Below are 24,388 nucleotides of genomic sequence, written 5' to 3'. Positions count from 1 at the left end.
AAAGCCAGGGCTCGCGAAGCTTGAAACGAGGATCAAACCGCCGGAAAGTGAATCCGGAATGCCGCGCCCCCCATCGGTGAGTCGTCCAGGGTCAGTTTGGCGCTATAGCTTTCAATGATGTCCTTGACCACTGCCAGGCCAATGCCCTGTCCCGGATGTTGCCGGTCAAGGCGCTCACCGCGTTGCAGGATTCGAGCGCGCTGGTCGGGCGGGACGCCGGGGCCGTCGTCTTCGACGCACAACTCGATACCACTCAAGGTCTGACGCACGCTGATTCGCACTTCGCCAAGGCACAGGCGATAGGCATTCTCCAGCAGGTTACCCATCATCTCCAGCAAGGCGCCCTGCTCTATTGGCATGTAACACTGCGGCGGCAAGTCCATGGCGACTCGCACGCGCTTGTCACGATAAACCTTGTCCAGAGTGTCACACAGACTTTGCAGCACAGGCTGCAGGGACACCTGATGCCGTACTAGACCGCTTTTACGCAGGCTGGCGCGCTGCAATTGATAGCTGATCTGCTGACTCATGCGCTCGATCTGGTTTTGCAAGACCCAGGCTTGCTCGCGATTTTCGGTGCGTTGTGCCATGTCCTCACTGACGCCTTGCAGCACCGCCAATGGGGTTTTCAGGCTATGCGCCAGATCGTCGAGGGAATCACGATAACGACTACGCTGTTCGCGCTCGCTGTGTAGCAAGCGGTTCAGAGAACCGGTCAAGCGCAACAGTTCTCGAGGATGTTGTTCGCTGAGGCTTTCGCGGGTGCCACCTTCGATTTCGTCAAGCTCCTTACTTAGGCGGCCCAATGCCTGCAAGCCCCACGTCAGACCAATCCACAGCAAGGCCAGCAGCACCAGCAACGCCGCGCCGAACCCCAGATAGAGGTTTTCCCGCAGGCCTTCAAGGGTGTGTTCGTATTCGCGCACCGGTTGCAGCGTGACAATACTGAACGCCGCGTTTTTACCGCCGAGCAGCTTGACCTCGACGTCATAGACGAAGAACTCCTGGCCATTGGCTTCACGGATTCTTCCGAACTCATTACCGTGCCCGTCATAGCGCGGTTTGTAATTGATGTTTTCTTCCTGAGTGCCCTTAGACCGCCAGACCAGATTGCCTTCACGGTCATAGATATAACCGAGCAAACGGCCATCGGTGAGGTTGAAGCGCTCGTCGGGCAATTGTGCCGGCATCTGCAGGCGGTTGTTCTCCACTCGCGCAGCGGAAATCAGCGTCGTAACGTCCGAAGCCAGTCGCTGCTCGATAGAGTCCTGCAGTGCCAGGCTGAACGCACCCTGCATCGCCGGCAGCAACGCGAGCATGAACAACACCGCCAGAATGGTGGCGGCGAGCATCAAGCGGACGCGTAGGGAACGAATCAATTGCAGCGCTCATTGAACAGGTAGCCGAGGCCCCGCACGGTATCGATCGGCTTGAACCCCGCCGGACCTTCGAGTTTGCGTCGCAGGCGGCCAACCAGCACTTCGATCACATTTGGATCACGCTCATCGTCGTCCGGATACAGCTGCTCCATCAGACGATCCTTGGCCACGACTTGCTGGTGATGGAGCATCAGGTACTCAAGAATACGGTACTCGTACGCTGTCAGCGCCAGCGGCTGCTCATCAAGGCTTGCCTGTTTTCGATTGAGGTCGAGCAGCAATGGGCCCGCGACAATGGTCGACTGGGTGAAACCACTGGACCGACGCAGCAACGCATTGAGCCGGGCATCGAGCTCTTCAAACTGGAACGGCTTGACCACATAGTCGTCGGCACCGGCGGCGAGGCCTTCGACCTTGTCCTGCCAGTTGCCACGCGCCGTGAGGATGAGGATCGGAAAAGTCTTGCCGCGCGAGCGCAGTTGGCGAATCAGCTCGAGCCCGCTTATGCCCGGCAGGCCGAGGTCGATCACCGCCAGGTCATGATTGAACTGTTCGGTCTGGTACAAAGCCTCTTCGGCATTGGCCACAGACTCGACGACATGGCCACTGTCCGTCAGCCGGGTTTGCAGGTGATGACGCAACAGAGCCTCATCTTCAACGACCAGCAGTTTCATAACGCGCTCCAAGGCAAATCAATTTCTCCAGAGGTACGAACAGCGCACCTCGATAGTTTACGGGCCGGCCCCGGTTCAACCTCTTGGTTGATCCGGGGCCGGCCTGTCGCGAACGCTTTTTTCAGAACGCGTAGTTGGCGGAAACGTATGTCTGGGCGCTGCTGGTCAGGCTTAGCGAACCCTGTTTGCTAGCACGGCGCTCGCTCATCTCGGTGCTGGCATTGCTGCGCAGATAACGGTACCCCAGTTCAACGGAGGTATTTCGCGAAATATGCTGTAAAACTCCCGCCTGTCCACCCAGTGCATAACCGATGTTGCTGTCGCGACTGAAGCCTGGCGATTCCTGGGTCATCTTGGTCAGTCCGACGGAGGCGCCGCCGAACAGCCTGGTATCGCCACCCACCGGGTAGAACAGATCGTAGCTGCCCAAGAGGTTTTCCTGACGAAGTTTAATGCCATTGTGCGAGCCCGACACGTTGTCGTAAGTGGCGTAATAGCGGCCCTGGCTGTTTTGCTGCCCCAGGCGCACTCCCCAGGTGTTGTCCTTGCCAATCACGCCGTCGGCGTTTGGATGGTTAAGGTTGTCGTTCAGGACGTGGGACTTTTTGATCTTGTCACTGGTCTGCCCAAAGGTAAGGCTGCCGAAAGTATCGTCGGATGCAAACGCTGCCGAGCTTGCGCTCAAAACGGTGAATGCCAGAAGCAAGTTTTTGAATCCATTCATGGTAGAACTCCTTGTGAGCTACTTGTTTGTTGGCTACGGGGCAAGACTACTCACGCCGCCCTGAACTCACCCTGAACGCGGGCTTAACCTAAGCTGAACCAACTCGCCCCGAGTATTACGATGAGCTTCAACAGGAGATTCGACCATGCGTATGTTCCTTGCTCTCGCCTTGCTGACCCTGAGCGGGCTCAGCCAGGCCGCCATCAAGACTCAGGAAATTCCTTATCAGAGTGCCGACGGCACGAAACTGATCGGCTATTACGCTTACGACGATGCAATCAAGGGTCCGCGCCCTGGTGTCGTGGTAGTGCATGAGTTCTGGGGGCTGAACGACTACGCCAAACGCCGGGCCCGGGATCTGGCCGGCCTGGGCTACAGTGCCCTGGCCATTGATATGTATGGCGATGGAAAGAACACCGAACACCCCAACGACGCGATGGCATTCATGCAAGCGGTATTGAAGGACAGTGCAGCGGCCAGTGCGCGGTTCCAGGCGGGGCTCGATCTGCTGAAGAAACAGCCGCAAACCAACCCTGATAAAATGGCCGCCATCGGCTACTGCTTCGGCGGCGGCGTGGTGCTTAATGCCGCGCGTCAGGGTGTGCCATTGGCGGGTGTCGTCAGTTTTCACGGTGCACTGGCGACCAACACGCCTGCTACGCCGGGCAGTGTGAAGGCAAAAATTCTCGTCGAACACGGCGCCAAGGACAGCATGATCACCTCCGAAAATGTCACTGCGTTCAAATCCGAAATGGACAAGGCCGGGGCCGACTACACGTTCGTCAGCCTCGACGGTGCCAAGCACGGTTTCAGTAACCCTGATGCCGATCGCTTGAGCCACGGCGATCATGGCGGGCCGGACATCGGTTACAACAAGGCGGCGGATGAAAAGTCTTGGGCGGACATGCAGGCGTTTTTCAAAAAGATATTTAGCTGACACACCCAACGTCGGGAGCCGAGCATGCCTGTGGCGAGGAAGCTTGCTCCCTCGCCACAAAGCCCTTAACTACTACCCAGCGTCAATCCAACCCGGCAAAATGCCCGACATGAACTCCGTCCCCGCCCTGCCCGCTTTCTGCTCCCCACTCGATGCTCATTGGCCGCTGCCGTATGTGCTGCCCGACACCGTGCTGCTGAGCACGCACTTCAATACCTCACAACTGCTCAGCGATGATTTCCAGCGCAGCGCCATTGAACCGCCGGCGACCATCCAGCGCTCGGTTGCCAAGCGCCAGGCCGAGTTTCTCGCCGGTCGTGTCTGCGCCCGTGCCGCGCTACAGCAACTGGAAGGTCTGAACCTCAGCCCGGCCATCGGTGAAGACCGGGCCCCAGTCTGGCCGGCACACATTTGCGGCTCGATCACCCACAGCACGGGCCGCGCCGCCGCTATCGTCGCGAAGAAAAGCCATTGGCGCGGCCTGGGGATGGACCTGGAAAACCTGCTCAACGCCGAACGGGCCGAGCGCCTGGCCGCAGAGATCCTCACCCCGCCGGAACTGCAGCGCATGGCGGCCGGCCGTCACGATCAACTGGCGTTATGGGTGACCCTGACGTTTTCGGTGAAAGAGAGCCTGTTCAAGGCGCTCTATCCGATCGTTCAGCAGCGCTTCTACTTTGAACACGCCGAAGTACTGGAGTGGACCGAGCGTGGAGACGTGCGGCTGCGATTACTGACGAACCTGTCCGCCGAGTGGCGCAATGGCACCGAGCTTGATGCGCAGTTCGGGGTCAGGGACGGGCAGTTGTTGAGTCTGGTGAGTATCCGGGCCTGAGGGCACCATCGTCGGCACGCTCGCGCCCGCAGGCTAGCGGCGCATTCATTTCTGTTTTGGACGACTTACCGGCGATGGCGGCCCGTATCCAGCGCACATCTCATCGCTTCTCCTGATTGCGCGGCCAACTCAAACTGAAACACGCGCCCCCCAGGCTCTTGCTTTTGCCGATCAACGCCCGGCCATCGTGCCAATGAATAATGCGCCGCACGATGGACAGCCCCAAGCCATGTCCACCCGATGCGCGGGTACGGCTGTCATCCAGACGCAGGAACGGGGTAAAGATTTTCTCCCAGGCGATTTCCGGCACGCCCGGTCCGTCATCCTCGACATCGACACGACAGCGTTGCTGGCCAACCTGATAACTGATGGTCACCCGTGATTGCGCATGACGCATGGCGTTGCTGACCAGATTCTGCAGTGCCCGATGCAGGTAGCGCGGCTCGGCCTCGACCCAGGCGTCGTCGCAATCGGCCGCCGACAGGCACAACCCGCGCTGCACCGTGACATCGGCACGCAACGGCGCCAGCTCCTCGATGACCTGATTGACCAGCGCATCCAAGTCGATGCGCTGGAAGTTCAGCGCCGGCGAGCCCTGCTCCAGCCGTGCGTAAGTGAGCATTTCGTCAACCAGTCGGTCGAGATCCTCGATGTCGTGATCCATGCCTTCACAGTATTTTTCCAGCGCTTGCGGCGTGGTGGCCGAACCAATCATCTCCAGGCCGAAACGCAGGCGCGCCACCGGCGTCCGCAATTCGTGGGAAACGGCGCGCACCAGCTCACGCTGGATCGCCAGTAATTGTTGCAAGTGCTCGGCCATACCATTGAACGCCGACGCCAGACGCCCTACCGAGTCAGCACCGCGCGCCGGCACGCGGGTTTCCAGACTGCCCTTGGCGATGCGCGTGGCTGCTGCTTCAAGACCGCGCAAGCGGCGCTCCAGTTGGCGAACCAGCAGGTAAACGATCAAACCGATCAGGGTCAGGCCCAGCGCGGCAATCAGCACCAGCCACTCCGGCGGATAAGGATTCATCTGATACAAAGGGCCGATTTCCAGTACCCACGGCGTGCCGACCATCCCCGCAAACACACGGATCGAATCGCCCTCCTTGCCCAGCGCCATCACCGTGTCGCCTTCGGAAATGCGTCGACTCTGGTCCTCGTCCATGTCCGCCTCATCTACTGTGACCAGACGCAAGTCGAAACCAAAGCCCTTGTCCTGCTTCAGTCGCGCCAAGCGCTCGGGTTGCTCGGCCACCGGTACGCGCACCAACTCGTCGGTCAACAGGTAAATCGTCGCCCGCGCCAGTTGCTCGCTGATTTGCTGGACTTCCCCCGTGAGCACCAGTTGCTCCTTGTCGCTGACCAGTCGGTACACCTTGGCCGCATGGGGGCCGGTCTGCTCCACCAGCGCCTGACCATGCAGCACGCGGGTGCGTTGGGTCAGGTCAAGGTCGGTCTGGCTGAAGGTTTTCAGCGCCAGCGGAATTCCCAGCAACCGCTCCCACACCAGCAAGGCACGATGGCGTTCGGTCTCGTTCATCGGTTGCAGGTTGTCGGCCATCAGCGAAAACGTGCCATGGGCCAGGCGCTCGCGGTACTGCTCGCTGCGTACCTGGTTGAGCATGTGCAACGCCAGCACCCCGAGCACCGCCACCAGGATCAGCGCGGCGCACATGCCGCCGTAGATACGCAGGAAGATCGAGTTCACAGGGACGAGTCTACGCAGGCCTCTGGGACGAACAGATAGCCTTTGCTGCGTACTGTCTTGATCAGCCGCGGGTGATCCGGGTCATCGCCGATTTTCGGGCGAATGCGCGAAATGCGTACGTCGATGGAGCGGTCCTGGCCGTCATAGCCGATGCCACGCAAGGCGGTGAAGATCTCTTCCCGGGATAGAATGCGCCCGGCGTTGGCCACCAACAGCCAGAGCAGGTCAAATTCGGCGCTGGTCAATTCGATGCCCGTATCATTGAGCCAGGCTTCGCGCAATGCGTTATCCACGACCAGCGGGCCAAATTGCAGGCGACGTTGTTTTTCCGGCGCGGCTTCCGGCGCCTCGCTGCGCCGCAATAACGCCTGGATGCGTGCCAGCAGCAAACGCGGACGCACCGGTTTGCACACATAGTCATCGGCGCCCAGGTCGAGGCCGAGTATTTGGTCAGTGTCGTCGGTACGGGCGGTGAGCATGAGGATCGGGCCGTCATAACGGTCGCGGACCTTGCGGCAAATGCTCAGGCCATCTTCACCGGGCAGCATCAGGTCAAGGATCACCAGGTCCGGTTTTTCCTTGATGATTCGGGCTGCGGCCAGGGCGCCATCGCCCTCGATGGACACGCGCAGGCCATTGGCTTCCAGGTAATCGCGGGTCAGTTCGGCCAGACGCTGGTCGTCCTCGACAATCAATACCTGCCAGGCTTCTTGCTCCACGGGGGACCTCTATTTGCCAAGAACTCTAATAAGGAAGGGTCCTCCCGTCTTTTTGTAATGATTGGGGAGGATAAATTGTCTACATGCTGGCCGATTGTATAAACGTCGCTCGCGCAGAACACAAGCCGGCAAATGCGTTCGGACAAGTCGGTTTTTTGTGATAGGGTTCGCGCCCTTAAAAATCCACCCGGCCGTTTTCGATCACTGAAAATTGATGAAAAAAGGTTCGGTCCAGCAGCATTGCGGCCTACACGCCGATTCGCTCTTTCACACACAATTTACGCACAGGTTTATCCACAGGTAGTACGTTGCAATCCCCCCCTAAAACGCATTATCTTGTACCCCAGCGCCAAAAAAACCCTAGATGTAGGGTTTTGCGCAAAAAACCAAACACAAACCGGACACCAATTTCAAGCGCTTTTCTTGCCACCGTCCGGTTGAACCAAACGTAATTTCGAAAGCCCAAACCGCGCGTGCGGATGGTTACTGTATTTCGGCCCATAAGGGTGAAAACGGTACGGGTGTTGCAGTCCCCAACTGTCACCTCAAAGGACCCCGGCCTCTCGCCCAAGGCGTGAGGCCAAAGACTTCGGCATGGAAGCGGCGCCCAAATAGCACCCCTTCCTACTGTCCCGAAGTTGTTATGCCCGGCATTCGCCGGTTGTAGTGCTTCAGGACGGAACGGTGGGCACCGTGATGGTGCCCAAACAAACATAGAGAACGTGGAGACACCCATGCAAACCGACACAACTCGCGAGAACCCGCAGGGCACCTTGCCGCAGGCCGCTGATTCGAATTCGGATCTGTCCGCCACCGCGCCGGGCCAGCTTCGCGTGATCAAGCGTAACGGCACTGTCGTTCCTTACACCGATGACAAAATCACCGTCGCCATCACCAAAGCGTTTCTCGCAGTTGAGGGCGGCACCGCTGCCGCTTCGTCGCGAATCCACGACACCGTTGCCCGCCTGACCGAACAGGTCACCGCAACCTTCAAGCGTCGCATGCCATCGGGCGGCACCATCCACATCGAAGAAATCCAGGACCAGGTCGAACTGGCCCTGATGCGCGCCGGCGAGCAGAAAGTCGCTCGCGACTACGTGATCTATCGTGATGCCCGTTCCAAGGAACGCGCCGTACGTGCCCCGGCCGAAGAAGCGGTCAACGCTCACCCTTCGATCCGCATCACCCGTGCCGACGGCAGCCTGGCGCCGCTCGACATGGGCCGCCTGAACACCATCGTCACCGAAGCGTGCGAAGGCCTGGAAGAAGTCGACGGCGACCTGATCCAGCGCGAAACCCTGAAAAACCTGTACGACGGCGTGGCCCTGACCGACGTCAACACCGCCCTGGTGATGACTGCCCGTACGCTGGTCGAACGTGAGCCGAACTACTCGTTCGTCACTGCCCGCCTGCTGATGGACACCCTGCGTGCCGAAGGCCTGGGCTTCCTCGGCGTCGCCGAAAGCGCCACTCACCACGAAATGGTCGACCTGTACGCCAAGGCCCTGCCTGCCTACATCGCCAAGGGTATCGAATTCGAATTGCTGAACCCGGTTCTGGCCGACTTCGACCTGGAAAAACTGGGCAAGGCAATCAACCACGAGCGCGACCAGCAGTTCACCTACCTGGGCCTGCAAACCCTGTACGACCGTTACTTCATCCACAAGGATGGCGTGCGCTTTGAACTGCCGCAGATTTTCTTTATGCGTGTGGCCATGGGCCTGGCGATCGAAGAGAAGCAAAAGGAAGACCGCGCGATCGAGTTCTACAACCTGTTGTCGTCCTTCGACTACATGTCCTCGACTCCAACGCTGTTCAACGCCGGTACCCTGCGTCCGCAGCTGTCGAGCTGCTACCTGACCACCGTGCCGGATGACCTGTCGGGCATCTACCACGCGATCCACGACAACGCCATGCTGTCGAAATTCGCCGGTGGCCTGGGCAACGACTGGACACCTGTTCGTGCATTGGGCTCTTACATCAAGGGCACCAACGGCAAATCCCAGGGCGTTGTACCGTTCCTGAAAGTCGTGAACGACACCGCCGTCGCCGTTAACCAGGGTGGCAAGCGCAAAGGCGCTGTCTGTGCGTACCTGGAAACCTGGCACATGGACATCGAGGAGTTCATCGAGCTGCGCAAGAACACCGGTGATGATCGTCGTCGTACCCACGACATGAACACCGCCAACTGGATTCCTGACCTGTTCATGAAGCGTGTCTTCGATGACGGTAAATGGACCCTGTTCTCGCCGTCTGAAGTTCCGGATCTGCACGACCTGACCGGCAAGGCCTTCGAAGAGCGCTACGAGTACTACGAAGCCCTGACCGAATACCCTGGCAAGGTCAAACTGTTCAAGACCATCCAGGCCAAAGACCTGTGGCGCAAAATGCTGTCCATGCTGTTTGAAACCGGCCACCCATGGCTGACCTTCAAGGATCCGTGCAACCTGCGCAGCCCGCAGCAGCACGTCGGCGTGGTCCACAGCTCGAACCTGTGCACCGAAATCACCTTGAACACCAACAAGGACGAAATCGCCGTTTGCAACCTGGGCTCGATCAACCTGCCGAACCACATCGTCAACGGCAAGCTGGACACCGCCAAGCTGCAACGCACCGTGAACACTGCCGTACGCATGCTCGATAACGTGATCGACATCAACTACTACTCGGTGCCGCAAGCGAAGAACTCCAACTTCAAGCACCGTCCGGTCGGCCTGGGCATCATGGGCTTCCAGGACGCGCTGTACCTGCAACACATCCCTTACGGTTCTGACGCTGCCGTCGAGTTCGCCGACAAGTCGATGGAAGCGGTCAGCTACTACGCGATCCAGGCTTCCTGCGACCTGGCCGACGAGCGCGGCGCCTACGAGACCTTCCAGGGGTCGCTGTGGTCCAAGGGCATCCTGCCGCTGGATTCGCAACAGATCCTGATCGAGCAACGTGGCCAGAAGTACATCGACGTCGACCTGAACGAAACCCTGGACTGGGCCCCTGTGCGCGCCCGCGTTCAAAAGGGTATTCGTAACTCCAACATCATGGCCATCGCACCGACCGCAACCATCGCCAACATCACTGGCGTATCGCAGTCGATCGAACCGACCTACCAGAACCTCTATGTGAAATCGAACCTGTCGGGCGAATTCACCGTGATCAACCCGTACCTGGTTCGCGACCTCAAGGCTCGCGGCCTGTGGGACTCGGTCATGATCAACGACCTGAAGTACTACGACGGTTCCGTGCAGCAAATCGAGCGCATCCCGCAAGAACTCAAAGAGCTCTACGCGACGGCCTTCGAAGTGGACACCAAGTGGATCGTTGACGCGGCAAGCCGTCGTCAGAAGTGGATCGACCAGGCACAGTCCCTGAACCTGTATATCGCCGGCGCTTCAGGCAAGAAGCTGGATGTGACCTACCGCATGGCCTGGTACCGTGGTCTGAAAACCACTTACTACCTCCGTGCCCTGGCCGCGACCAGCACAGAGAAGTCGACCATCAACACCGGCAAGCTGAACGCTGTTTCCAGCGGCGGCAACCACGGTGACGACTCGGTCCTGGCTGCGCCAGCAGGTCCAGCGCCCGTGCCGAAGGCCTGCGCCATTGACGAGCCGGATTGCGAAGCTTGCCAATAAGCTGAACCTGCAAGCGTCGTAAGGCGCTTGTCTGAAACCCCCGATGGGCCTCTGGCCGATCGGGGGTTTTCTTTTGCTTCTTGCAGGAGCGAACTTACTCGCGATGTACGCGAAAGCAACACGGTTAATCAGCAGGAACGCGTGATCGTTAACGTCTATTGCGAGCATGCTCGCTCCTACAGTGTCGACCAATTCAGCTTCCACAAAAAAGCCCCTCTGACGAGGGGCTTTTTATGCAGCGCTATCCAGTATCAGGTCATCTGAATGATGGTCTGCATGATGGTGCTTTGGGTGGAGATAGTCTTGGCGTTCGCCTGGTAGTTGCTCTGCGCCTTGATAAGGTCAACCAGCTCGTTGGTCAGATTCACGTTGGACTCTTCCAGAGAGTTGGAAACCAGCGACCCCAGGGTGCCGGTCTCCGGAGCATCGTAGCCTGGAATACCCGACGCGTAGGTTTCCTTCCAACTGGTGCCACCAACAGGCTGCAGACCTTGTTCGTTGGTGAAGCTGGCCAGCGAAATCTGGCCGATGGGCTTGGTCTGGTTGTTGCTGAAGTTGGCCAGCAGCACACCGCTGCCGTCGATGGTCAAATTGGTGATCTGACCCGTCGCGTAGCCGTTCTGCGCAGGAATCGAACGCGCGCTGTCGGCATTGAACTGGGTGGTGTTGGACATGGCGATGGACAGGCCAGCCGGGTCGGCGGATGCACCGTTGGCAGCCCAGACACCATTGGTCACTTTACCTGGAACCCAGTTGGTGATTTTCAAATCAGGGCTTACAACAGGGGGGGTACCTGGAGTGGTGACCGACACGAGCTTGCCGCTCGAATCGAACGCCATGGTCGAAGCGACCGGCGCGGTAGCCGCGACAGTAGGATCGCTGCCATCCGGGTTGCGACCATCGATCAGCGTGTAGGTATCCCAGGTATTGGAAGCTGTCTTGACCATGTACTGGTCCATGGTGTGCTCATTGCCCTGGGTGTCGTAGACCTTGGTGGAGAACTGCTTGGTGAAAGTGGCTGTATTGGACGGATCAAACTTGTTGGCTGCAACAGCCTGGTCAATCACGTCAGACTTGGAGTCCAGGTTGATCGTCGACGAAACGGAAGTGGTAGCCTTCGGCGCCAGGTTGGACGTGTCGATTCGCAGGTCGGTCAATACACCATTGACGATCTTGCCATTGGAGTCGACGCCGTAACCTTGCAGACGGGCGGTACCGTCGCTGTTGGTGACGTAGCCGTCCTTGTCGGTCTTGAACGTACCGGCACGGGTGTAGGTCAGCGAACCATTGTTGCTCAGGACGAAAAAGCCGTTACCCTGGATCCCCATGTCGAGCACGTTACCGGTGTTGCTCACATCACCCTGACTGAATTGCTGGGAGACGTTGGCCAGACGTACGCCGTTGCCGACGGTCTTGCTGCCAGTTCCCAGGCGAGTCGCAGAGTACACGTCTTCGAATTCTGCACGGGACGATTTGAAACCGGTGGTCGCGACGTTGGCGATGTTATTGCCCGTTACGTCCAGTTGTTTGTTGGCTGCAAAGAGACCGCTAAGGCCGATGTTGAAAGACATAATCCACTCCTTTGTGCCGGGTTAGTCGGCTTTACATACCAATGGTTTGTACTTTGGACAGGGCGACGCTGCCCAGCCCGGCCAGATTGAGCATCAACTCACCGCCGGTCTGACTGATGGTCACACTGTTGACCGTGGCGGGCAGATTGGTGACAAGCGATACGGACTGGCCGTCGATCGTGCTCGCAGCCCCAAAGCTATAAGTGCCCGCAGGAACCGTTACACCGGAATCGTCCTTGCCGTCCCAGATGAAGCTGGCATTGCCCGCGCTCTGAGACCCCATGTCGATGGTGCGTACGGTCTTGCCATCGGTATTGGTAATTTTCAGGCTGACGTCGGCGACCGAAGACGGAACGACGACCGTACCGCTGAGGCTCTTGGTGGTGTCGACCACAGCCTTATCGCTCGGTGCGATGACCGAACGCCCCACCAGCGAGGAAGCCTGCAGGGCTTGCGACGAGTTGTAGTTGCTGGCAAGGCCACTCACTGTGGTGTTGAGGTTGTTGATGCCTTCCAGGCTACTGAACTGCGCCAACTGTGCCACGAACGCGCCGTTGTCCTGCGGCTCCAGCGGGTTCTGGTTTTTCAGCTGCGTTACCAGCAATTGCAGGAACGCGTCCTTGCCCAAGGCTTGGTTGCCCGTGGCACTGCTGGTTGCCGAAGCCAGACCGTCCTTCGTGGTACTGGTCTTGATCGAGGAATTGGCCAGGATGTCGTTGAGGCTCAAACTGCTGGTGGTATCGCTAACACTCATCTGAATCGCCCCTTATCACTGACCGAGGGTCAGGACTTTCTGCATCATGGTTTTGGCCGTGTTCATCATTTCGGCGTTGGTCTGGAACGAGCGGCTCGCGGAAATCATGTCCGCCATCTCTTCCACCACGTTGACGTTCGGGTAATAGACGTAGCCCTTGGCGTCGGCGGCCGGATGGTTCGGCTCGTAGCGCGCCTCGAGGTTGCTCTGGTCTTCGACCACGCCCATGACCTGCACGCCTTGACCGGCAGCGTCCTGGTTCTGGAACAACGAATCGCTGCCGCCGCTCTGACCGCCCTGGAACATGGTGGCGAATACCGGGTGACGCGCGCGGTAGGTCTGGTCGATGCTCGACGAGACGGTTTCGGCGTTGGCAATGTTCGAAGCGACGGTGTTCAAGCGAGTGGTCTGCGCACTCATGCCGCTACCGGCAATGTTGAAAACACTGGATAGAGACATGGCTTACTCTCCACGCAGGGCTGACACCAGCCCTTTGAATTTACTGTTGAGCAGGGTGAAGCTGGCCTGGAAGCCAATCGCGTTTTCCGCGTAGTTCGACTGTTCCAGCTGGGCGTCCACAGTGTTCTGGTCAATCGACGGCTGCATCGGCGTGCGGTACATCAGCGATTCGTCACCATTGCCCAGCCCTTGCGCTTCGATATGACGGCTGTTGGTCATGTTCAAGGCGATGGTGCCGTTTTGGTTTTTCTCGCTCTGTGCCGCGAGCACTTTGGAGAAATCCAGATCCCGGGCCTTGTAGTTCGGGGTGTCGGCGTTGGCAATGTTGTTGGCCAGGACTTCAGCGCGCTGGGCGCGAAAGCCCAGTGCCTGTTCGTGAATACCGAGCGCTTTATCGAAGCTGATGCTCATGTCGGGAAACCTTCGGGTGACCTGATTTTTCGTACGATGGACATAGCAAGCGTCATGCCAAGTCAAAAAAACCCCGTAAACCGGGGCTTTGCGGGCAGAGGCTAGGCGGCAATGCCAGAAAAGCGGCAACGGGTTTCCGCCGGATGCCGCTTTTCTGCCGCCTGGCATCCAATCCCGAGTACACCACTTGCCAACTCCTGGCGCGGTTTCGCCAGGCACAAAAAAACGGGAGCCCCATAAGGACTCCCGTTTTGATGACGCCGACAAAATCACTTCGCCTGATAAATGATCCCAGGGCTGCACTGGACCATCTGGTAATGATCCGGCAATCCGTTCAGCGCTTCTGAAGCACCAAGGAACAGATAACCGCCAGGCTTCAACGTGCTGTGAATACGCAACAGGATGTCCTTCTTCACTTCGGCAGAGAAGTAGATCAGGACGTTGCGGCAGAACACGATATCGAACTTGCCCAGGCTGGCGTAGCTGTCCAGCAGATTGAACGAACGAAACTCCACCCGACTCTTGATCGGTGTCTTGATGACCCAGCGCCCCGGCCCTTTCGGGTCGAAATATCGCTGCAGTCGCTCGGGCGACAGACCGCGACCAATGGCCAGGCTGTCGTACTCGCCGGTCTTGCAGTTGGTCAGCATGGTGCCGGAAAGATCGGTGGCAACGATTTGCACCCCCATCCTCAACTGTCCCATGTTGGCCCGCTCGAACTCATCAATGGACATCGAAAGCGAATACGGCTCCTGACCCGACGAGCATGCCGCCGACCAGATGCGCAAACGCTGGCCGGGACTGGCCTTGATCGCTTCGGGCAGTACCTTGTTCTTCAAGACTTCAAAGGGGTAGGTATCACGAAACCACAGGGTTTCGTTGGTGGTCATGGCGTCGACCACCTGCTCGCGCAAACCGCTGCGCGGCTGGGTCTGCATGCGCTGGACAAGCTCACCCAACGACTTGATACCCTGCTGCTCCATCAGTTTGTTGAGACGGCTCGATACCAGATACTGCTTGTTTTCACCGAGCAAAATGCCACAGGCTTTTTCCAGGAATACCCGGAACTGTTCGAAATCCAAATTACCCGTTGACAATGCTGCCGCCTCTTAAATCGTGTTGACTGCCGGGGGCCGAACGCCCCTAGCTAATGTCTGCTGCTTTGATCCGGTCGACTACCCGGGATGCCAGGTCATCAGGACGGAATTTGGCGAGGAAGTCATCGGCACCGACTTTCTTGACCATCGCCTGATTGAACACACCCGACAACGAAGTATGCAGGATGATATGTAGCTTTTGCATGCGAGGGTCGTTGCGGATTTCCGCCGTCAGGGTGTATCCGTCCATCTCCGGCATCTCGATGTCGGAAATCATCATCAGGAACTCTTCCTCCGGCTTCTTGCCCTCGTCGACCAGTTTGCGCAGGTAATCCAGCGCTTGCCGACCGTCGTTCAACGCCACCACTTCGACGCCAACCGTTTGCAAGCAGCGCGTGACCTGTTTGCGTGCCACCGACGAATCATCGACTGTCAACACACGCAGAGAGAGCGCCTTGTGCTGGGTTTCGACATCCACCACACCAACCGAAATCGCTTCCGGTGTCGGCGCCACTTCCGCCAGCACTTTCTCGACGTCGATGATTTCGACAAGTTGATTGTCGACGCGAGTCACGGCCGTCAGGTAGTGATCGCGGCCGGTGCCCTTGGGTGGCGGATGAATCTCCTCCCAGTTCATGTTCACAATGCGTTCCACCGAGCGCACCAGGAACCCCTGGGTCTTGGTGTTGTACTCCGTGATGATCACGAAAGGGTTGTTCTTGTCTTTCAAGCCCCCGGAGCCGGTCGCCATCGCCAGATCAAGGATCGGAATGGTCGCCCCCCGAATATTCGCCACGCCGCACACGACAGGACTGGACTTGGGCATCAGTGTCAGTTGGGGGCATTGCAGCACCTCCCGGACCTTGAACACGTTGATCCCATAGAGCTGCTGGCCGTCAAGACGGAACAACAACAGCTCAAGGCGATTCTGCCCTACCAGTTGCGTGCGCTGGTTTACCGAATCCATTACACCAGCCATGCCCAGACTCCTACACCAACGCTAAGTGTTGTTGCGACGCACATTCATCTCTAAACGGCACGGCGCTTGCTTTTTATCTCTCTATGAACAGAGAACCGACATTTTTTCGACGCCTTACCACACCCTACCGCAGATTACTCGGCGTGCTGGCGACTGTGTGCCTGTTCAACGCTGGCAGCCCTGCCCTTGCTGACCCGGTTACCTTGCCTGACATGCTTATCGGCGTCACCCAAGGCTTTCTTGAGTTCACCGTAGAAGACTATCTGGCCACCAGTCAAACGGAAGGTCGCTATGAAATCCAGGTTAACCAGCTCGATCCGCGCATGCGCATGCCGATGTGCGACAAGGAATTGACAGCCTCGCTGGAGAGTCCGGCCAAGCCACTGGGCCGGGTAACGGTCAAGGTCCGGTGTGAGGGAGCATCCCCCTGGACCGTCTTCGTACCCGCTCAAGTACGCCTGTTTCGTGACGTTGTGACCACCACCCGCCCCCTGCGCCGCGCCGGCATTGTCGAGCCTGGAGACGTGACATTGCGTGAGCGCGATATCAGCCTGATCAACCAGGGCTATTTGACCTCGGTGGATCAGGCGATCGGCCAAAAACTTACCCGACCAATGGTCGCCGACCAGGTCATTACCCTGGTGCACATGGAGCAAGCGGAAGTCGTTCGCAAGGGCGATCAGGTGGTGATTACCGCGCGCAGTGGTACGCTCAGCGTGCGAATGCCAGGCGAAGCGCTGGCCAACGGTGGCTTGAATGAACAGATCCGGGTCAAGAACCTCAACTCGCAGCGGGTCATCAAGGCTCAGGTCACCGCGCCGGGGCAGGTGGAAGTAGCCATGTAGGGCTCCCTGTTCATGAAGATGGCGCTTCCTGAGGCTGTTCCCTAAACTGTGCTCCATGCGGGGCAAGCGCCGACGCGCGCAAGCTCCCGGATAAATGGGCCTAAAGTTTTGCAGGGGATGGCCGAAAACAGGGCAAGCGTCCAAATTCCCAGAGGTTTTTTATCATGGTCATCGATTTCAGCCGTTTGAACAGCTCCTCATCACTTACGGGCAGTACACGTACCAGCGCGAGCAAGGAAACGGCCGACGCCGGCAAGTCCGCAGCGCTGAATACCCCGGCCGAACGGGCCAGCACCGTTAAGAGCGGGGAATCGGTACATCTCAGCAATGAGGCTCAACAGTTGCAAAAGGTCACTGATACGCTGCGCGATCAGCCTGTCGTCGACAACGCCCGCGTGGCCGCGTTGAAAGCAGCGATTGCCGATGGCAGCTACAAAGTCGACAGCAACCGTGTAGCCAGCAAACTGCTCAACTTCGAAGCCCAGCGCTAGGCCCACGGCCTGCGCCAGGCTTTTGGACGCTTAAAAACCAAGGCCAGCCATGCACGACACTAATTTACTGCAACTGATCACCGACGATTTTGCTCCAGCGCAACAATTGCTGGAGTTACTGCAGACCGAGTCCCTCGCCCTGCATGGTCGCGACATGCCCCTGCTCGAAAACGTTCTGGCACAGAAACAGGCATTGATCATTTTGCTCGAACAGCATGGCCGCAAGCGCAGCGAAATTCTCGCCAGCCTCAACTTGCCAACCAACCGTAGCGGGCTGGAGCAACTGGCCAGCCATTCGAGCATTGGCGAACAGTTGCTGGAGCAGAGCGACGTGCTGACCAACCTCCTGGCTCAGTGCCAGACCACCAATGCCAGCAACGGTCAGTCGATCCTGATACAGCAAGCCGCTACGGCTACCCAGCTGAAAATTCTTACCGGCGGCGAACCTCCTGCGCTCTACGATGCCAGCGGATCATTCTCCAAGCTTGTGAAACCGCGCCCGCTCAGTCAGGCTTAAGCTTGTCGATGAGCACGCTCTATCAAGACGCGAAACATGCTGGCAAAATGCTGGCTAGCCGTAGTCAAAACTTGTCTGGAGATTGATTAACCGTGTCCAATGCCTTAAATGCGGATGATGCTCCGCAGCCACCCAAGGTGCTTAGCACGCCTCTGGAAATCTCCAGCAACCTGCGCCAGCTGCAAGAAAGTCATGACCCGCTGATCATTACGTTTCATGAGCGCAGCCAGCGCTTCCAGAGCTATCTGGTGGACGTTGATCGTGAAAGCAAGATGATTGCCCTGGACGAAATGATTCCCCGAGACGGCGAACGTTACTTGTTGGCCGGCGAACCCTTCAAGGTCGAAGGCTTCCACGAAGGCGTGCGTATTGCCTGGGAAAGCAACGGTCCGCTGACCATCGACGAATCCGGCGGCACTCGTTGCTATCGCGGCGCACTGCCCGATGAAGTGGTCTACCATCAGCGCCGCAATGCGTTCCGCGCTGCGTTGAAACTGGCACAATTGGTCGACGTCGACCTGGATGGCGAGAAACTCAAGGCACCGATCAGCGGCAAGTTGCTAGACATCTCGGCTACCGGTTGCAAGCTACGCTTCTCTGGCGACATCTCTGGCAGCCTGCAATTGGGTCAAGTCTATGACCGCTTCGTGGCCGCCCTGCCTTTTGGCAAGATGATGGCCCCGGTCGAGTTGCGTTACTTGCACTTTGAAGAAAAGATCTCCACTACCTTCGCCGGTGTGCGCTTCCATAACATGAGCGGATTGGTGCAACGGCAGGTCGAGCGGTTCGTCTATCAGCTGCAACGCGAAGCGCGGCGCTTCGACAAAGATGACTTCTGAGACAGAAGTCTGAATAAAAGCGGGCAGTCCCTTGCGGTGACTGCCCGTTTTTTTTGCCTCAATGTTATGGCCTGGCCTCGGTGAAACTTTTTTCGCTGCCCGTGTCCGGCTGCTCCGGAGGCGTATCTGCTTCAGGCTCCGATGCAGACTCCGGTTCGGAAGGTATCGGGTTCTGCATCTGTTCCTGCACCATCTGCTCATCCACCCGCGGATCGAGTGCAGCCACCAGTGGCGAGCTCGACATACTGTCCGGCATGGCAACGTGGTGCAGCGGCGCATCTTCCACCTGGTGCAGGTTGGTCACCGCTTTCGGACGAATTCGCCACACCAGGACCAACGCAAAAAAGCTGAAGAATGCGTAAAGCATCTGGCTGCCGAACAACTTCATCAACACCCCGGCAACCAACGGTCCGATGCTGGCACCAACCCCGTAGGTCACCAGTAACATCGCAGTCAGCGATACCCGACGATCCCCCTCGATGTGGTCATTGGAAAATGCCACGGCCAACGGATACAGACAGAACTGAACCAATGAGCAGAGAAAACCGGCGATAAACAACACCTCCAGCGGCACCCGCTCCATGATCGCCAGCGGCAAAGCGGCCAGCGCCAGACTGAAAGCGAAACTGCGGATCAACAGCGCCCGGTCATAGCGATCGGACAACCACCCCAGAGGCCACTGCACCAGCAACCCGGCAAAGATACAGCTACCCATGAACAGACCGACCTGTTCGGTGGACAACCCCTGCTGCGAGGCATACAGCGGTGCCAAGCCATAAAATGAGCCGACGATCAGCCCCGCTCCCAACACCGTACTCAACGACTGCGGCACCCGCTTGATAAAAAACCGAGGCTCCATCGGTGCCGGATGCAACGGAGCCGGGTGAATGCGTCGGGTCAAGGCCACCGGCACCAGACACAAGGTAAAACATAGAGCGACCAACATCAGCAGCTCGAGCCCCAGTCCTGGGTGCATGACCAGAATCAGTTGTCCAAGCACCAACCCCAGATACGAAGCAATCATGTAGCCGCTGAACACCATCCCGCGCTGCTTGGTGTCGGCCTGTTCGTTGAGCCAACTCTCGATGACCATGTATTGGCACATCATGCCAAGGCCGACGATCACCCGCAGGAAAAGCCAGGCAGGCAACCAGTTCACCAGGCCATGGCCCAGCACTGCCGCGCCAACGATCCCGGCACAGGCCGAATAAGCTCGAATATGACCAACCCGGGCGATCAGTCGATGGCCGATCTTGCCACCCAGCACAAGACCGAAATAGTTGGCGGCCATCAACGCACCGACCCAAAGGCTATCGACATGGTCGGCAGCCAGGCGCAACGCCAGGTAAGTACTCAACAAGCCTGAACCGATCAACATCATCAGCGAGGCGAAATAAAGCGCTCGAAAGGATTTCCAGATTTGGCGCATCGGCGTTCCGAGCGGCTCCTTGCAGTGAGAAACGGGCTATCCAAACGATAGCCCGATGTCGACATTTCGTCAGGCCTGGGCCGCTAGAACACGCCTTTCCCAGGGAGTAATTTCATCATGGAAGCTGGTCAGCTCCAGGGTCTTCGAAGCAATGTAGCCTTCGATGAACTCCGAGCCGAACAGTTCCTTCGCCAATTGGCTACGTTTCAGACGCACCAGAGCTGCATGCAAGGTACAGGGTAACGAAAGATTGTCTGGCACTTCAAATTCGCCCTGGATCGGATCGCTCGGTTCCAGTTGTCGTTCAATGCCATAGAGTCCCGCCGCCAGGCTTGCGGCAATTGCCAGATAAGGGTTGGCATCAGCCCCCGGCAAGCGATTCTCGACCCGACGAGCGACCGGCGAACTGGCCGGAATACGCAAGCCTGCCGCCCGGTTGTCATAGGACCAACAGGCATTATTCGGTGATGCGAAGGGATGGAACAAGCGCTGATACGAGTTCACGTTCGGTGCAAACAGCGCAGTGAAATCGGCCATGCAGATCTGCTGTCCGGCGATGAAATGATGGAAGGTCGCCGTCGGTTGATCGTCTTCGCCACTGAATACGTTACGTCCGCTATCCATATCAACGATGCTCTGGTGAATATGCATCGAACTGCCTGGCGTGTGCGCCAACGGCTTGGCCATGCAGACAACCGTGAGGCCGTGTTTGAGCGCCACTTCTTTCAGCAAATGCTTGAACAGGAAGGTCTGGTCGGCCAATAGCAGCGGATCGCCGTGCAGCAAATTGATCTCGAACTGGCTGACGCCCATTTCATGCATGAAGGTATCGCGCGGCAGCCCCAAAGCCGCCATGCATTCGTAGACCTCACTGAAGAAGGGTCGCAAGCCGTTATTGGAACTGACACTGAACGCTGAATGACCGTCCTCGCGACGTCCATCCAGCCCCCTCGGCGGCTGGAAAGGCTGAGTCGGGTCGGTATTGGGGGCGAAGACAAAGAACTCCAGTTCGGTTGCCACAACGGGTGCCAGACCAAGGGCGGAGTAACGCGCGATCACTGATTTGAGTTGACCGCGAGTCGAAAGATTGGAGCCAGTGCCGGTCAGTTCGACTGCATCGCAAATGGCAAATGCGCGTGGTTGCTTGCTCCACGGCAAACGGTGAATCTGCGCAGGATCAGCAACCAGCGCGAGGTCGCCGTCATCGCTTCCGTAAAAACGTGCTGGTGGATAACCTCCCATGATGCATTGCAGCAAGACACCCCGCGCCATCTGCAAACGCCGACCTTCGAGGAATCCCTCGGCGGTCATCACCTTGCCCCGCGGCACACCATTCAAATCCGGCGTGACACATTCAATCTCATCAATACCCGTCAATCGTTGCGCGAGTGACCTCAGGTCATCCGTTGTCATGACGCAATCCTTGTTTTTATGCGAGCCGTGAACGGCGACCCGTACAAAATAGGCTCCGCGCGTTCGGAATATCAAGCAGCGCCAAACAAAAAGCTGCGTGCCCAAGCGGCAAGATCAGGGCAAGTAAAGACTGAACACGCCTCCCCCCAACGGGCCGCCGTTGCTGATTCTGGTATGCCCGCCGATGCCGTTTCGCTGATGCAAGGCCGCGATCCGGCCCGCAAAGTAAAGACCCAGGCCCGTGCTACCACTACTTTGATTGATGCCCTGCATGTATTCCGCCTGCCGCTCGATCATCTCGGTCGGATAACCTTCGCCGTCATCGTTGATGGTCAGTACCAATTGCCCGGCCTCGTCACTGACCGTGATCAACAGCGCATGCCGGGCATAACGAATGGCGTTGTTGATGCTGTTGGCCAATACCGATGCAATCAACTCTCGATCGAAGAAACCCAGAGGGCTCAGCGGATCGACCTCAAAAGAAGCGGCAATACCACGACTGGCGAACACGTCCTGATGACAGGCTAATTGTGCCTCGATGAAGTCATCCAGTTCATGGTAGGCCGGTTGCAGGGGCATTTGATTGACACCCAACTTGTACAGCCCGAGCAACTGCACCAGCATGCCGTTGAGATGAGCGAACTCGAACTCGATCACGCCCTGCTCCGCAGAATGACGGGCCGTGCCGGGCAGATTCGCCAACCATTGGCTATGGGCCTGCATCAGCATCGCCAACGAGTTCTTCATGTCATGTACGGTGGAAGCAATCACCGTAGAAAAATCCAACGCCTGCTGGTTGTCGTTCATTCGCCAAACGCCTTGCTTTTAAGCTTCTTATAACGCGGATAACGGGTATCGGTGTCAGGCATCAAACCAACCATTTTCAGGCAGGTCCGACATTCTTCGAGCTCGGCAGATGGCACGTTGGTATCAGTGCCATGCAGCAATGCCTGCGCCAGGTTCAACGCGATACTGATGTTTTTCGGCTGTAGCGCCAGGGCTTTGCGGAACACTTCCCGGGCCTCGACCAGATTACCGGTCTTGTACACGCGTACGCCTTGACGGTTGAGGTCGGCAGCGGCGTTACCGGAGTTGAGGATAGCCGGATCGTCGGTCAGCTTGGCGATGCCCTTCATGACGGTTGGATCGTCACCATAGATTTCCGCACAGTTTTTCAACATGGAGGCGCCTGCGCTGGGTTGTCCGAGCATCTGTAGTTGCTTGGCTACCAGAAGTGCAGCTTCCGCGCTCATGAATTGCTCCATGCCTTCAAGGCGCATCATTGCTTGTTCAGTAAGCTTTTCAGCAGTTTCGCCGTCGTTGAGCAGAAGACTGGTAGCCTTCATTAACCGCGCACGAATTTGCAGACCGGGGTCGGACGGATTTTCCTTGGCCACAGCGCTCAGTGTCGTATTGATCTCCAGGCGAGTTCGCGTATCCAGGCCCTTTTCACTGCCTTTGCTGATCAAGGCATGGGCCAGCCCAAGGTTGCTTTCCGCATCCTTGAAACGTGACTGCGCTCCTTGGCTGACAGCCTGACGATAGGCTTTGGAGGCTGTGTCAAAATCTTCGTTGGTCATCGCCAACTTGCCCAACTGCGCTTGTCGGCGCACCGCCAGTGGCGACAAGCGAATCGCTTCTTCCAACACCGCCTGCGCGGCCTTGGTATCACCTTCAGCGACCAGCACATCCGCCATCCCGTCGTAAAGCGCCGGCATCATCGGGAACACTTTCAGTGCTTTTTCGTAGACGCCTTTAGCTTGCGCAACCTGACCCCGCTTGAACAGCAATTGACCTAAGCCGGCAAAGGCCCAAGGCAAAGGTCGATCTGCAATGATGCTGTCGTAGAGTCGCTCCAGCGCCTCATTCTGATTGAGGTCACGCAGCGCATCAGCCCGATAGCGCAGACACAGTGGCGAGTAACGGATGTCTTGCTTGCACAGGGCAATGCAGGCGTTGAGGACTTCAACCGGCTTGCCACGATCAAGGGCTTGAAGGATCGGCTTGAGCAAGGTTTTGCGCTGCTCCAGTCGCTCCAGGCGCTGAGCTAGGCCAGAGCGGTTGAAAGGCTTGGTCAGGTAAGCATCGGGCTCATGCTCCAGGGCGCTGAGTACCATTGCCTGGCTGGTTTCAGCGGTGACCATGACGAATACACTTTCATGGCTGATCAGCTTTTCGATCATCAGGTCTTCGAGTACCTGTTGGCCGTTCTTCTTGCCATCTCCGAGGTGAAAATCCTGGAGGATGAAATGGTAGGACTTCTGCGAACACATACGCAGCGCCTGCTCACCCGTATCAGCAGTGTCCACATCCTTGACACCCAACTCCCGCAACATGGATCTGACCGAACTGCGGAAATCCGAAAAATCATCGACGATCAAAAAGCTCTTTTGGTGATACGACAGCATCGAAGATTTCCAGGCAATTTAAGAAGAAAAACCACAAGGCCAATACGCAAACAAGAGCAGACTCAATGCCGTTTTCGGCGCGCAGATGATAGCGAGTAGCCATTATCTAGCAAGCGATTTTCTCAGAACGAAGCGACGAAAAGAGATGGCGAGAAATCAAGCTCACTGCGCCCAATTGAGTTATCGGCCAGTGGTGCCATTCTCTTGAAGCGGCGGGAGGGTAATTGCCCTTTTTCGTTACGAAACAGGCTTCTAATGCAATGCCTCGGGAATCTGGCACAACCGTCAGGCGCTCTCTGCCCATCACGGCACTTTCCGGCGCGCAAAAACAAAACCCCTACCTGCATACGCAGATAGGGGTTTCGGAATTTAATCTTGACGATGACCTACTCTCACATGGGGAAACCCCACACTACCATCGGCGATGCATCGTTTCACTTCTGAGTTCGGGATGGGATCAGGTGGTTCCAATGCTCTATGGTCGTCAAGAAATTCGGGTACCGAACCGTCTTTCGACGCTTCAGCAAATTGGGTATGCGATAGTTTGTGTGTTTGTGCGAACTTTCG

The 24,388-nt window shown here is 57.7% G+C and carries 22 protein-coding genes and 1 rRNA gene; 7 read left to right on the top strand and 16 right to left on the bottom strand.

What is annotated here, in order from left to right:
- Positions 1–32: 32 nt before the first annotated feature.
- From F7R06_RS27630 to F7R06_RS27620, 3 genes are all read right to left on the bottom strand, one after another.
- Positions 33–1,379, bottom strand: a complete 1,347-nt coding sequence (locus tag F7R06_RS27630; RefSeq protein ID WP_090324533.1) for an ATP-binding protein — start codon at positions 1,377–1,379, stop codon at positions 33–35.
- Positions 1,376–2,053, bottom strand: a complete 678-nt coding sequence (locus F7R06_RS27625) for a response regulator transcription factor (protein ID WP_090324534.1) — start codon at positions 2,051–2,053, stop codon at positions 1,376–1,378. The genes F7R06_RS27630 and F7R06_RS27625 overlap by 4 nt, the downstream gene beginning before the upstream one ends.
- 121 nt (positions 2,054–2,174) lie before the next feature.
- A complete protein-coding gene (locus tag F7R06_RS27620) occupies positions 2,175–2,777 on the bottom strand; it encodes a hypothetical protein (RefSeq protein WP_090324536.1) in 603 nt (200 codons plus the stop codon).
- A gap of 145 nt (positions 2,778–2,922) precedes the next feature.
- On the opposite strand from F7R06_RS27620, the gene F7R06_RS27615 reads away from it, so the two are divergent.
- Both F7R06_RS27615 and F7R06_RS27610 read left to right on the top strand, forming a co-directional pair.
- Positions 2,923–3,714, top strand: a complete 792-nt coding sequence (locus tag F7R06_RS27615; RefSeq protein WP_090324537.1) for a dienelactone hydrolase family protein — start codon at positions 2,923–2,925, stop codon at positions 3,712–3,714.
- A 109-nt stretch (positions 3,715–3,823) separates the two neighbouring features.
- Positions 3,824–4,549, top strand: a complete 726-nt coding sequence (locus tag F7R06_RS27610; RefSeq protein ID WP_212613253.1) for a 4'-phosphopantetheinyl transferase family protein — start codon at positions 3,824–3,826, stop codon at positions 4,547–4,549.
- Positions 4,550–4,649: 100 nt separating this feature from the next.
- Here the strand turns inward: F7R06_RS27610 and F7R06_RS27605 are convergent, their stop codons facing one another.
- Positions 4,650–6,260: an ATP-binding protein gene (locus F7R06_RS27605; RefSeq protein ID WP_090324540.1), complete on the bottom strand. Its 1,611-nt coding sequence runs from the start codon at positions 6,258–6,260 to the stop codon at positions 4,650–4,652.
- Entirely contained in the window at positions 6,257–6,979 is a 723-nt protein-coding gene (locus tag F7R06_RS27600; RefSeq protein WP_090324542.1) for a response regulator, read from the bottom strand. The genes F7R06_RS27605 and F7R06_RS27600 overlap by 4 nt, the downstream gene beginning before the upstream one ends.
- A 734-nt stretch (positions 6,980–7,713) precedes the next feature.
- Between F7R06_RS27600 and F7R06_RS27595 the strand changes: the two genes are divergently transcribed.
- Positions 7,714–10,608, top strand: coding sequence for a ribonucleoside-diphosphate reductase subunit alpha (locus F7R06_RS27595; protein ID WP_090324544.1), 2,895 nt, complete (start codon positions 7,714–7,716; stop codon positions 10,606–10,608).
- Between the two features lie 251 nt (positions 10,609–10,859).
- Here the strand turns inward: F7R06_RS27595 and flgE are convergent, their stop codons facing one another.
- The 6 genes from flgE to F7R06_RS27565 form a co-directional block, all read right to left on the bottom strand.
- Positions 10,860–12,179, bottom strand: coding sequence for a flagellar hook protein FlgE (gene flgE / locus F7R06_RS27590; protein ID WP_090324545.1), 1,320 nt, complete (start codon positions 12,177–12,179; stop codon positions 10,860–10,862).
- A gap of 31 nt (positions 12,180–12,210) precedes the next feature.
- A complete protein-coding gene (gene flgD / locus F7R06_RS27585) occupies positions 12,211–12,933 on the bottom strand; it encodes a flagellar hook assembly protein FlgD (protein ID WP_090324547.1) in 723 nt (240 codons plus the stop codon).
- 15 nt (positions 12,934–12,948) lie between these two features.
- A complete protein-coding gene (gene flgC / locus F7R06_RS27580) occupies positions 12,949–13,392 on the bottom strand; it encodes a flagellar basal body rod protein FlgC (protein ID WP_034146132.1) in 444 nt (147 codons plus the stop codon).
- Positions 13,393–13,395: 3 nt separating this feature from the next.
- Positions 13,396–13,803: a flagellar basal body rod protein FlgB gene (flgB, locus tag F7R06_RS27575; RefSeq protein ID WP_090324548.1), complete on the bottom strand. Its 408-nt coding sequence runs from the start codon at positions 13,801–13,803 to the stop codon at positions 13,396–13,398.
- A 269-nt stretch (positions 13,804–14,072) separates the two neighbouring features.
- Positions 14,073–14,900, bottom strand: a complete 828-nt coding sequence (cheR, locus tag F7R06_RS27570) for a protein-glutamate O-methyltransferase CheR (RefSeq protein ID WP_090324550.1) — start codon at positions 14,898–14,900, stop codon at positions 14,073–14,075.
- Between the two features lie 46 nt (positions 14,901–14,946).
- Positions 14,947–15,879, bottom strand: a complete 933-nt coding sequence (locus F7R06_RS27565) for a chemotaxis protein CheV (protein WP_090324552.1) — start codon at positions 15,877–15,879, stop codon at positions 14,947–14,949.
- A gap of 83 nt (positions 15,880–15,962) precedes the next feature.
- Here F7R06_RS27565 and flgA point away from each other — a divergent pair, with 83 nt between their 5' ends.
- The 4 genes from flgA to F7R06_RS27545 all read left to right on the top strand — a co-directional run bounded on the left by flgA (position 15,963) and on the right by F7R06_RS27545 (position 18,571).
- Complete coding sequence (flgA, locus tag F7R06_RS27560) at positions 15,963–16,724, top strand: flagellar basal body P-ring formation chaperone FlgA (protein ID WP_090324553.1); 762 nt, start codon at positions 15,963–15,965, stop codon at positions 16,722–16,724.
- 164 nt (positions 16,725–16,888) lie between these two features.
- The gene (gene flgM / locus F7R06_RS27555) at positions 16,889–17,215 is read left to right on the top strand and encodes a flagellar biosynthesis anti-sigma factor FlgM (protein WP_090324555.1); all 327 of its coding nucleotides are present in this window, start codon (positions 16,889–16,891) and stop codon (positions 17,213–17,215) included.
- 49 nt (positions 17,216–17,264) lie between these two features.
- Positions 17,265–17,732 carry a flagella synthesis protein FlgN gene (locus tag F7R06_RS27550; protein WP_090324556.1) on the top strand — a complete coding sequence of 156 codons (468 nt, stop codon included), beginning with the start codon at positions 17,265–17,267 and terminating at the stop codon, positions 17,730–17,732.
- A 92-nt stretch (positions 17,733–17,824) separates the two neighbouring features.
- Positions 17,825–18,571 carry a flagellar brake protein gene (locus F7R06_RS27545; RefSeq protein ID WP_090324558.1) on the top strand — a complete coding sequence of 249 codons (747 nt, stop codon included), beginning with the start codon at positions 17,825–17,827 and terminating at the stop codon, positions 18,569–18,571.
- Positions 18,572–18,635: 64 nt separating this feature from the next.
- Here the strand turns inward: F7R06_RS27545 and F7R06_RS27540 are convergent, their stop codons facing one another.
- The 5 genes from F7R06_RS27540 to rrf all read right to left on the bottom strand — a co-directional run bounded on the left by F7R06_RS27540 (position 18,636) and on the right by rrf (position 24,310).
- Positions 18,636–20,000 (bottom strand): MFS transporter, encoded by a 1,365-nt coding sequence (locus F7R06_RS27540; RefSeq protein WP_090324559.1) that lies wholly within the window; start codon positions 19,998–20,000, stop codon positions 18,636–18,638.
- 69 nt (positions 20,001–20,069) lie between these two features.
- Entirely contained in the window at positions 20,070–21,311 is a 1,242-nt protein-coding gene (locus F7R06_RS27535) for a glutamine synthetase family protein (RefSeq protein WP_174552503.1), read from the bottom strand.
- Between the two features lie 216 nt (positions 21,312–21,527).
- Positions 21,528–22,220: a sensor histidine kinase gene (locus F7R06_RS27530; RefSeq protein ID WP_090324562.1), complete on the bottom strand. Its 693-nt coding sequence runs from the start codon at positions 22,218–22,220 to the stop codon at positions 21,528–21,530.
- Positions 22,217–23,821: a tetratricopeptide repeat-containing response regulator gene (locus tag F7R06_RS27525; RefSeq protein ID WP_090324564.1), complete on the bottom strand. Its 1,605-nt coding sequence runs from the start codon at positions 23,819–23,821 to the stop codon at positions 22,217–22,219. Before F7R06_RS27525 ends, F7R06_RS27530 begins: the two co-directional genes overlap by 4 nt.
- Positions 23,822–24,194: 373 nt before the next feature.
- Positions 24,195–24,310: ribosomal RNA gene (gene rrf / locus F7R06_RS27520) — 5S ribosomal RNA — on the bottom strand.
- Positions 24,311–24,388 lie beyond the last annotated feature (78 nt).

Source organism: Pseudomonas moorei (genome assembly GCF_008801475.1).
Classification (GTDB): domain Bacteria; phylum Pseudomonadota; class Gammaproteobacteria; order Pseudomonadales; family Pseudomonadaceae; genus Aquipseudomonas; species Aquipseudomonas moorei.
The sequence above is the reverse complement of the archived record's forward strand: the minus strand, read 5'-3'. Positions and strand labels throughout refer to the sequence as shown.

Bases quoted from the DNA above. Each gene is read 5' to 3' on its own strand.
- F7R06_RS27625 (WP_090324534.1), bottom strand. From the start codon at position 2,053: ATGAAACTGCTGGTCGTTGAAGATGAGGCTCTGTTGCGTCATCACCTG.
- F7R06_RS27620 (WP_090324536.1), bottom strand. From the start codon at position 2,777: ATGAATGGATTCAAAAACTTGCTTCTGGCATTCACCGTTTTGAGCGCA.
- F7R06_RS27615 (WP_090324537.1), top strand. From the start codon at position 2,923: ATGCGTATGTTCCTTGCTCTCGCCTTGCTGACCCTGAGCGGGCTCAGC.
- F7R06_RS27610 (WP_212613253.1), top strand. From the start codon at position 3,824: ATGAACTCCGTCCCCGCCCTGCCCGCTTTCTGCTCCCCACTCGATGCT.
- F7R06_RS27595 (WP_090324544.1), top strand. From the start codon at position 7,714: ATGCAAACCGACACAACTCGCGAGAACCCGCAGGGCACCTTGCCGCAG.
- flgE (WP_090324545.1), bottom strand. From the start codon at position 12,179: ATGTCTTTCAACATCGGCCTTAGCGGTCTCTTTGCAGCCAACAAACAA.
- flgD (WP_090324547.1), bottom strand. From the start codon at position 12,933: ATGAGTGTTAGCGATACCACCAGCAGTTTGAGCCTCAACGACATCCTG.
- flgC (WP_034146132.1), bottom strand. From the start codon at position 13,392: ATGTCTCTATCCAGTGTTTTCAACATTGCCGGTAGCGGCATGAGTGCG.
- flgB (WP_090324548.1), bottom strand. From the start codon at position 13,803: ATGAGCATCAGCTTCGATAAAGCGCTCGGTATTCACGAACAGGCACTG.
- F7R06_RS27565 (WP_090324552.1), bottom strand. From the start codon at position 15,879: ATGGCTGGTGTAATGGATTCGGTAAACCAGCGCACGCAACTGGTAGGG.
- flgA (WP_090324553.1), top strand. From the start codon at position 15,963: ATGAACAGAGAACCGACATTTTTTCGACGCCTTACCACACCCTACCGC.
- flgM (WP_090324555.1), top strand. From the start codon at position 16,889: ATGGTCATCGATTTCAGCCGTTTGAACAGCTCCTCATCACTTACGGGC.
- F7R06_RS27550 (WP_090324556.1), top strand. From the start codon at position 17,265: ATGCACGACACTAATTTACTGCAACTGATCACCGACGATTTTGCTCCA.
- F7R06_RS27540 (WP_090324559.1), bottom strand. From the start codon at position 20,000: ATGCGCCAAATCTGGAAATCCTTTCGAGCGCTTTATTTCGCCTCGCTG.
- F7R06_RS27535 (WP_174552503.1), bottom strand. From the start codon at position 21,311: ATGACCGCCGAGGGATTCCTCGAAGGTCGGCGTTTGCAGATGGCGCGG.
- F7R06_RS27530 (WP_090324562.1), bottom strand. From the start codon at position 22,220: ATGAACGACAACCAGCAGGCGTTGGATTTTTCTACGGTGATTGCTTCC.
- F7R06_RS27525 (WP_090324564.1), bottom strand. From the start codon at position 23,821: ATGCTGTCGTATCACCAAAAGAGCTTTTTGATCGTCGATGATTTTTCG.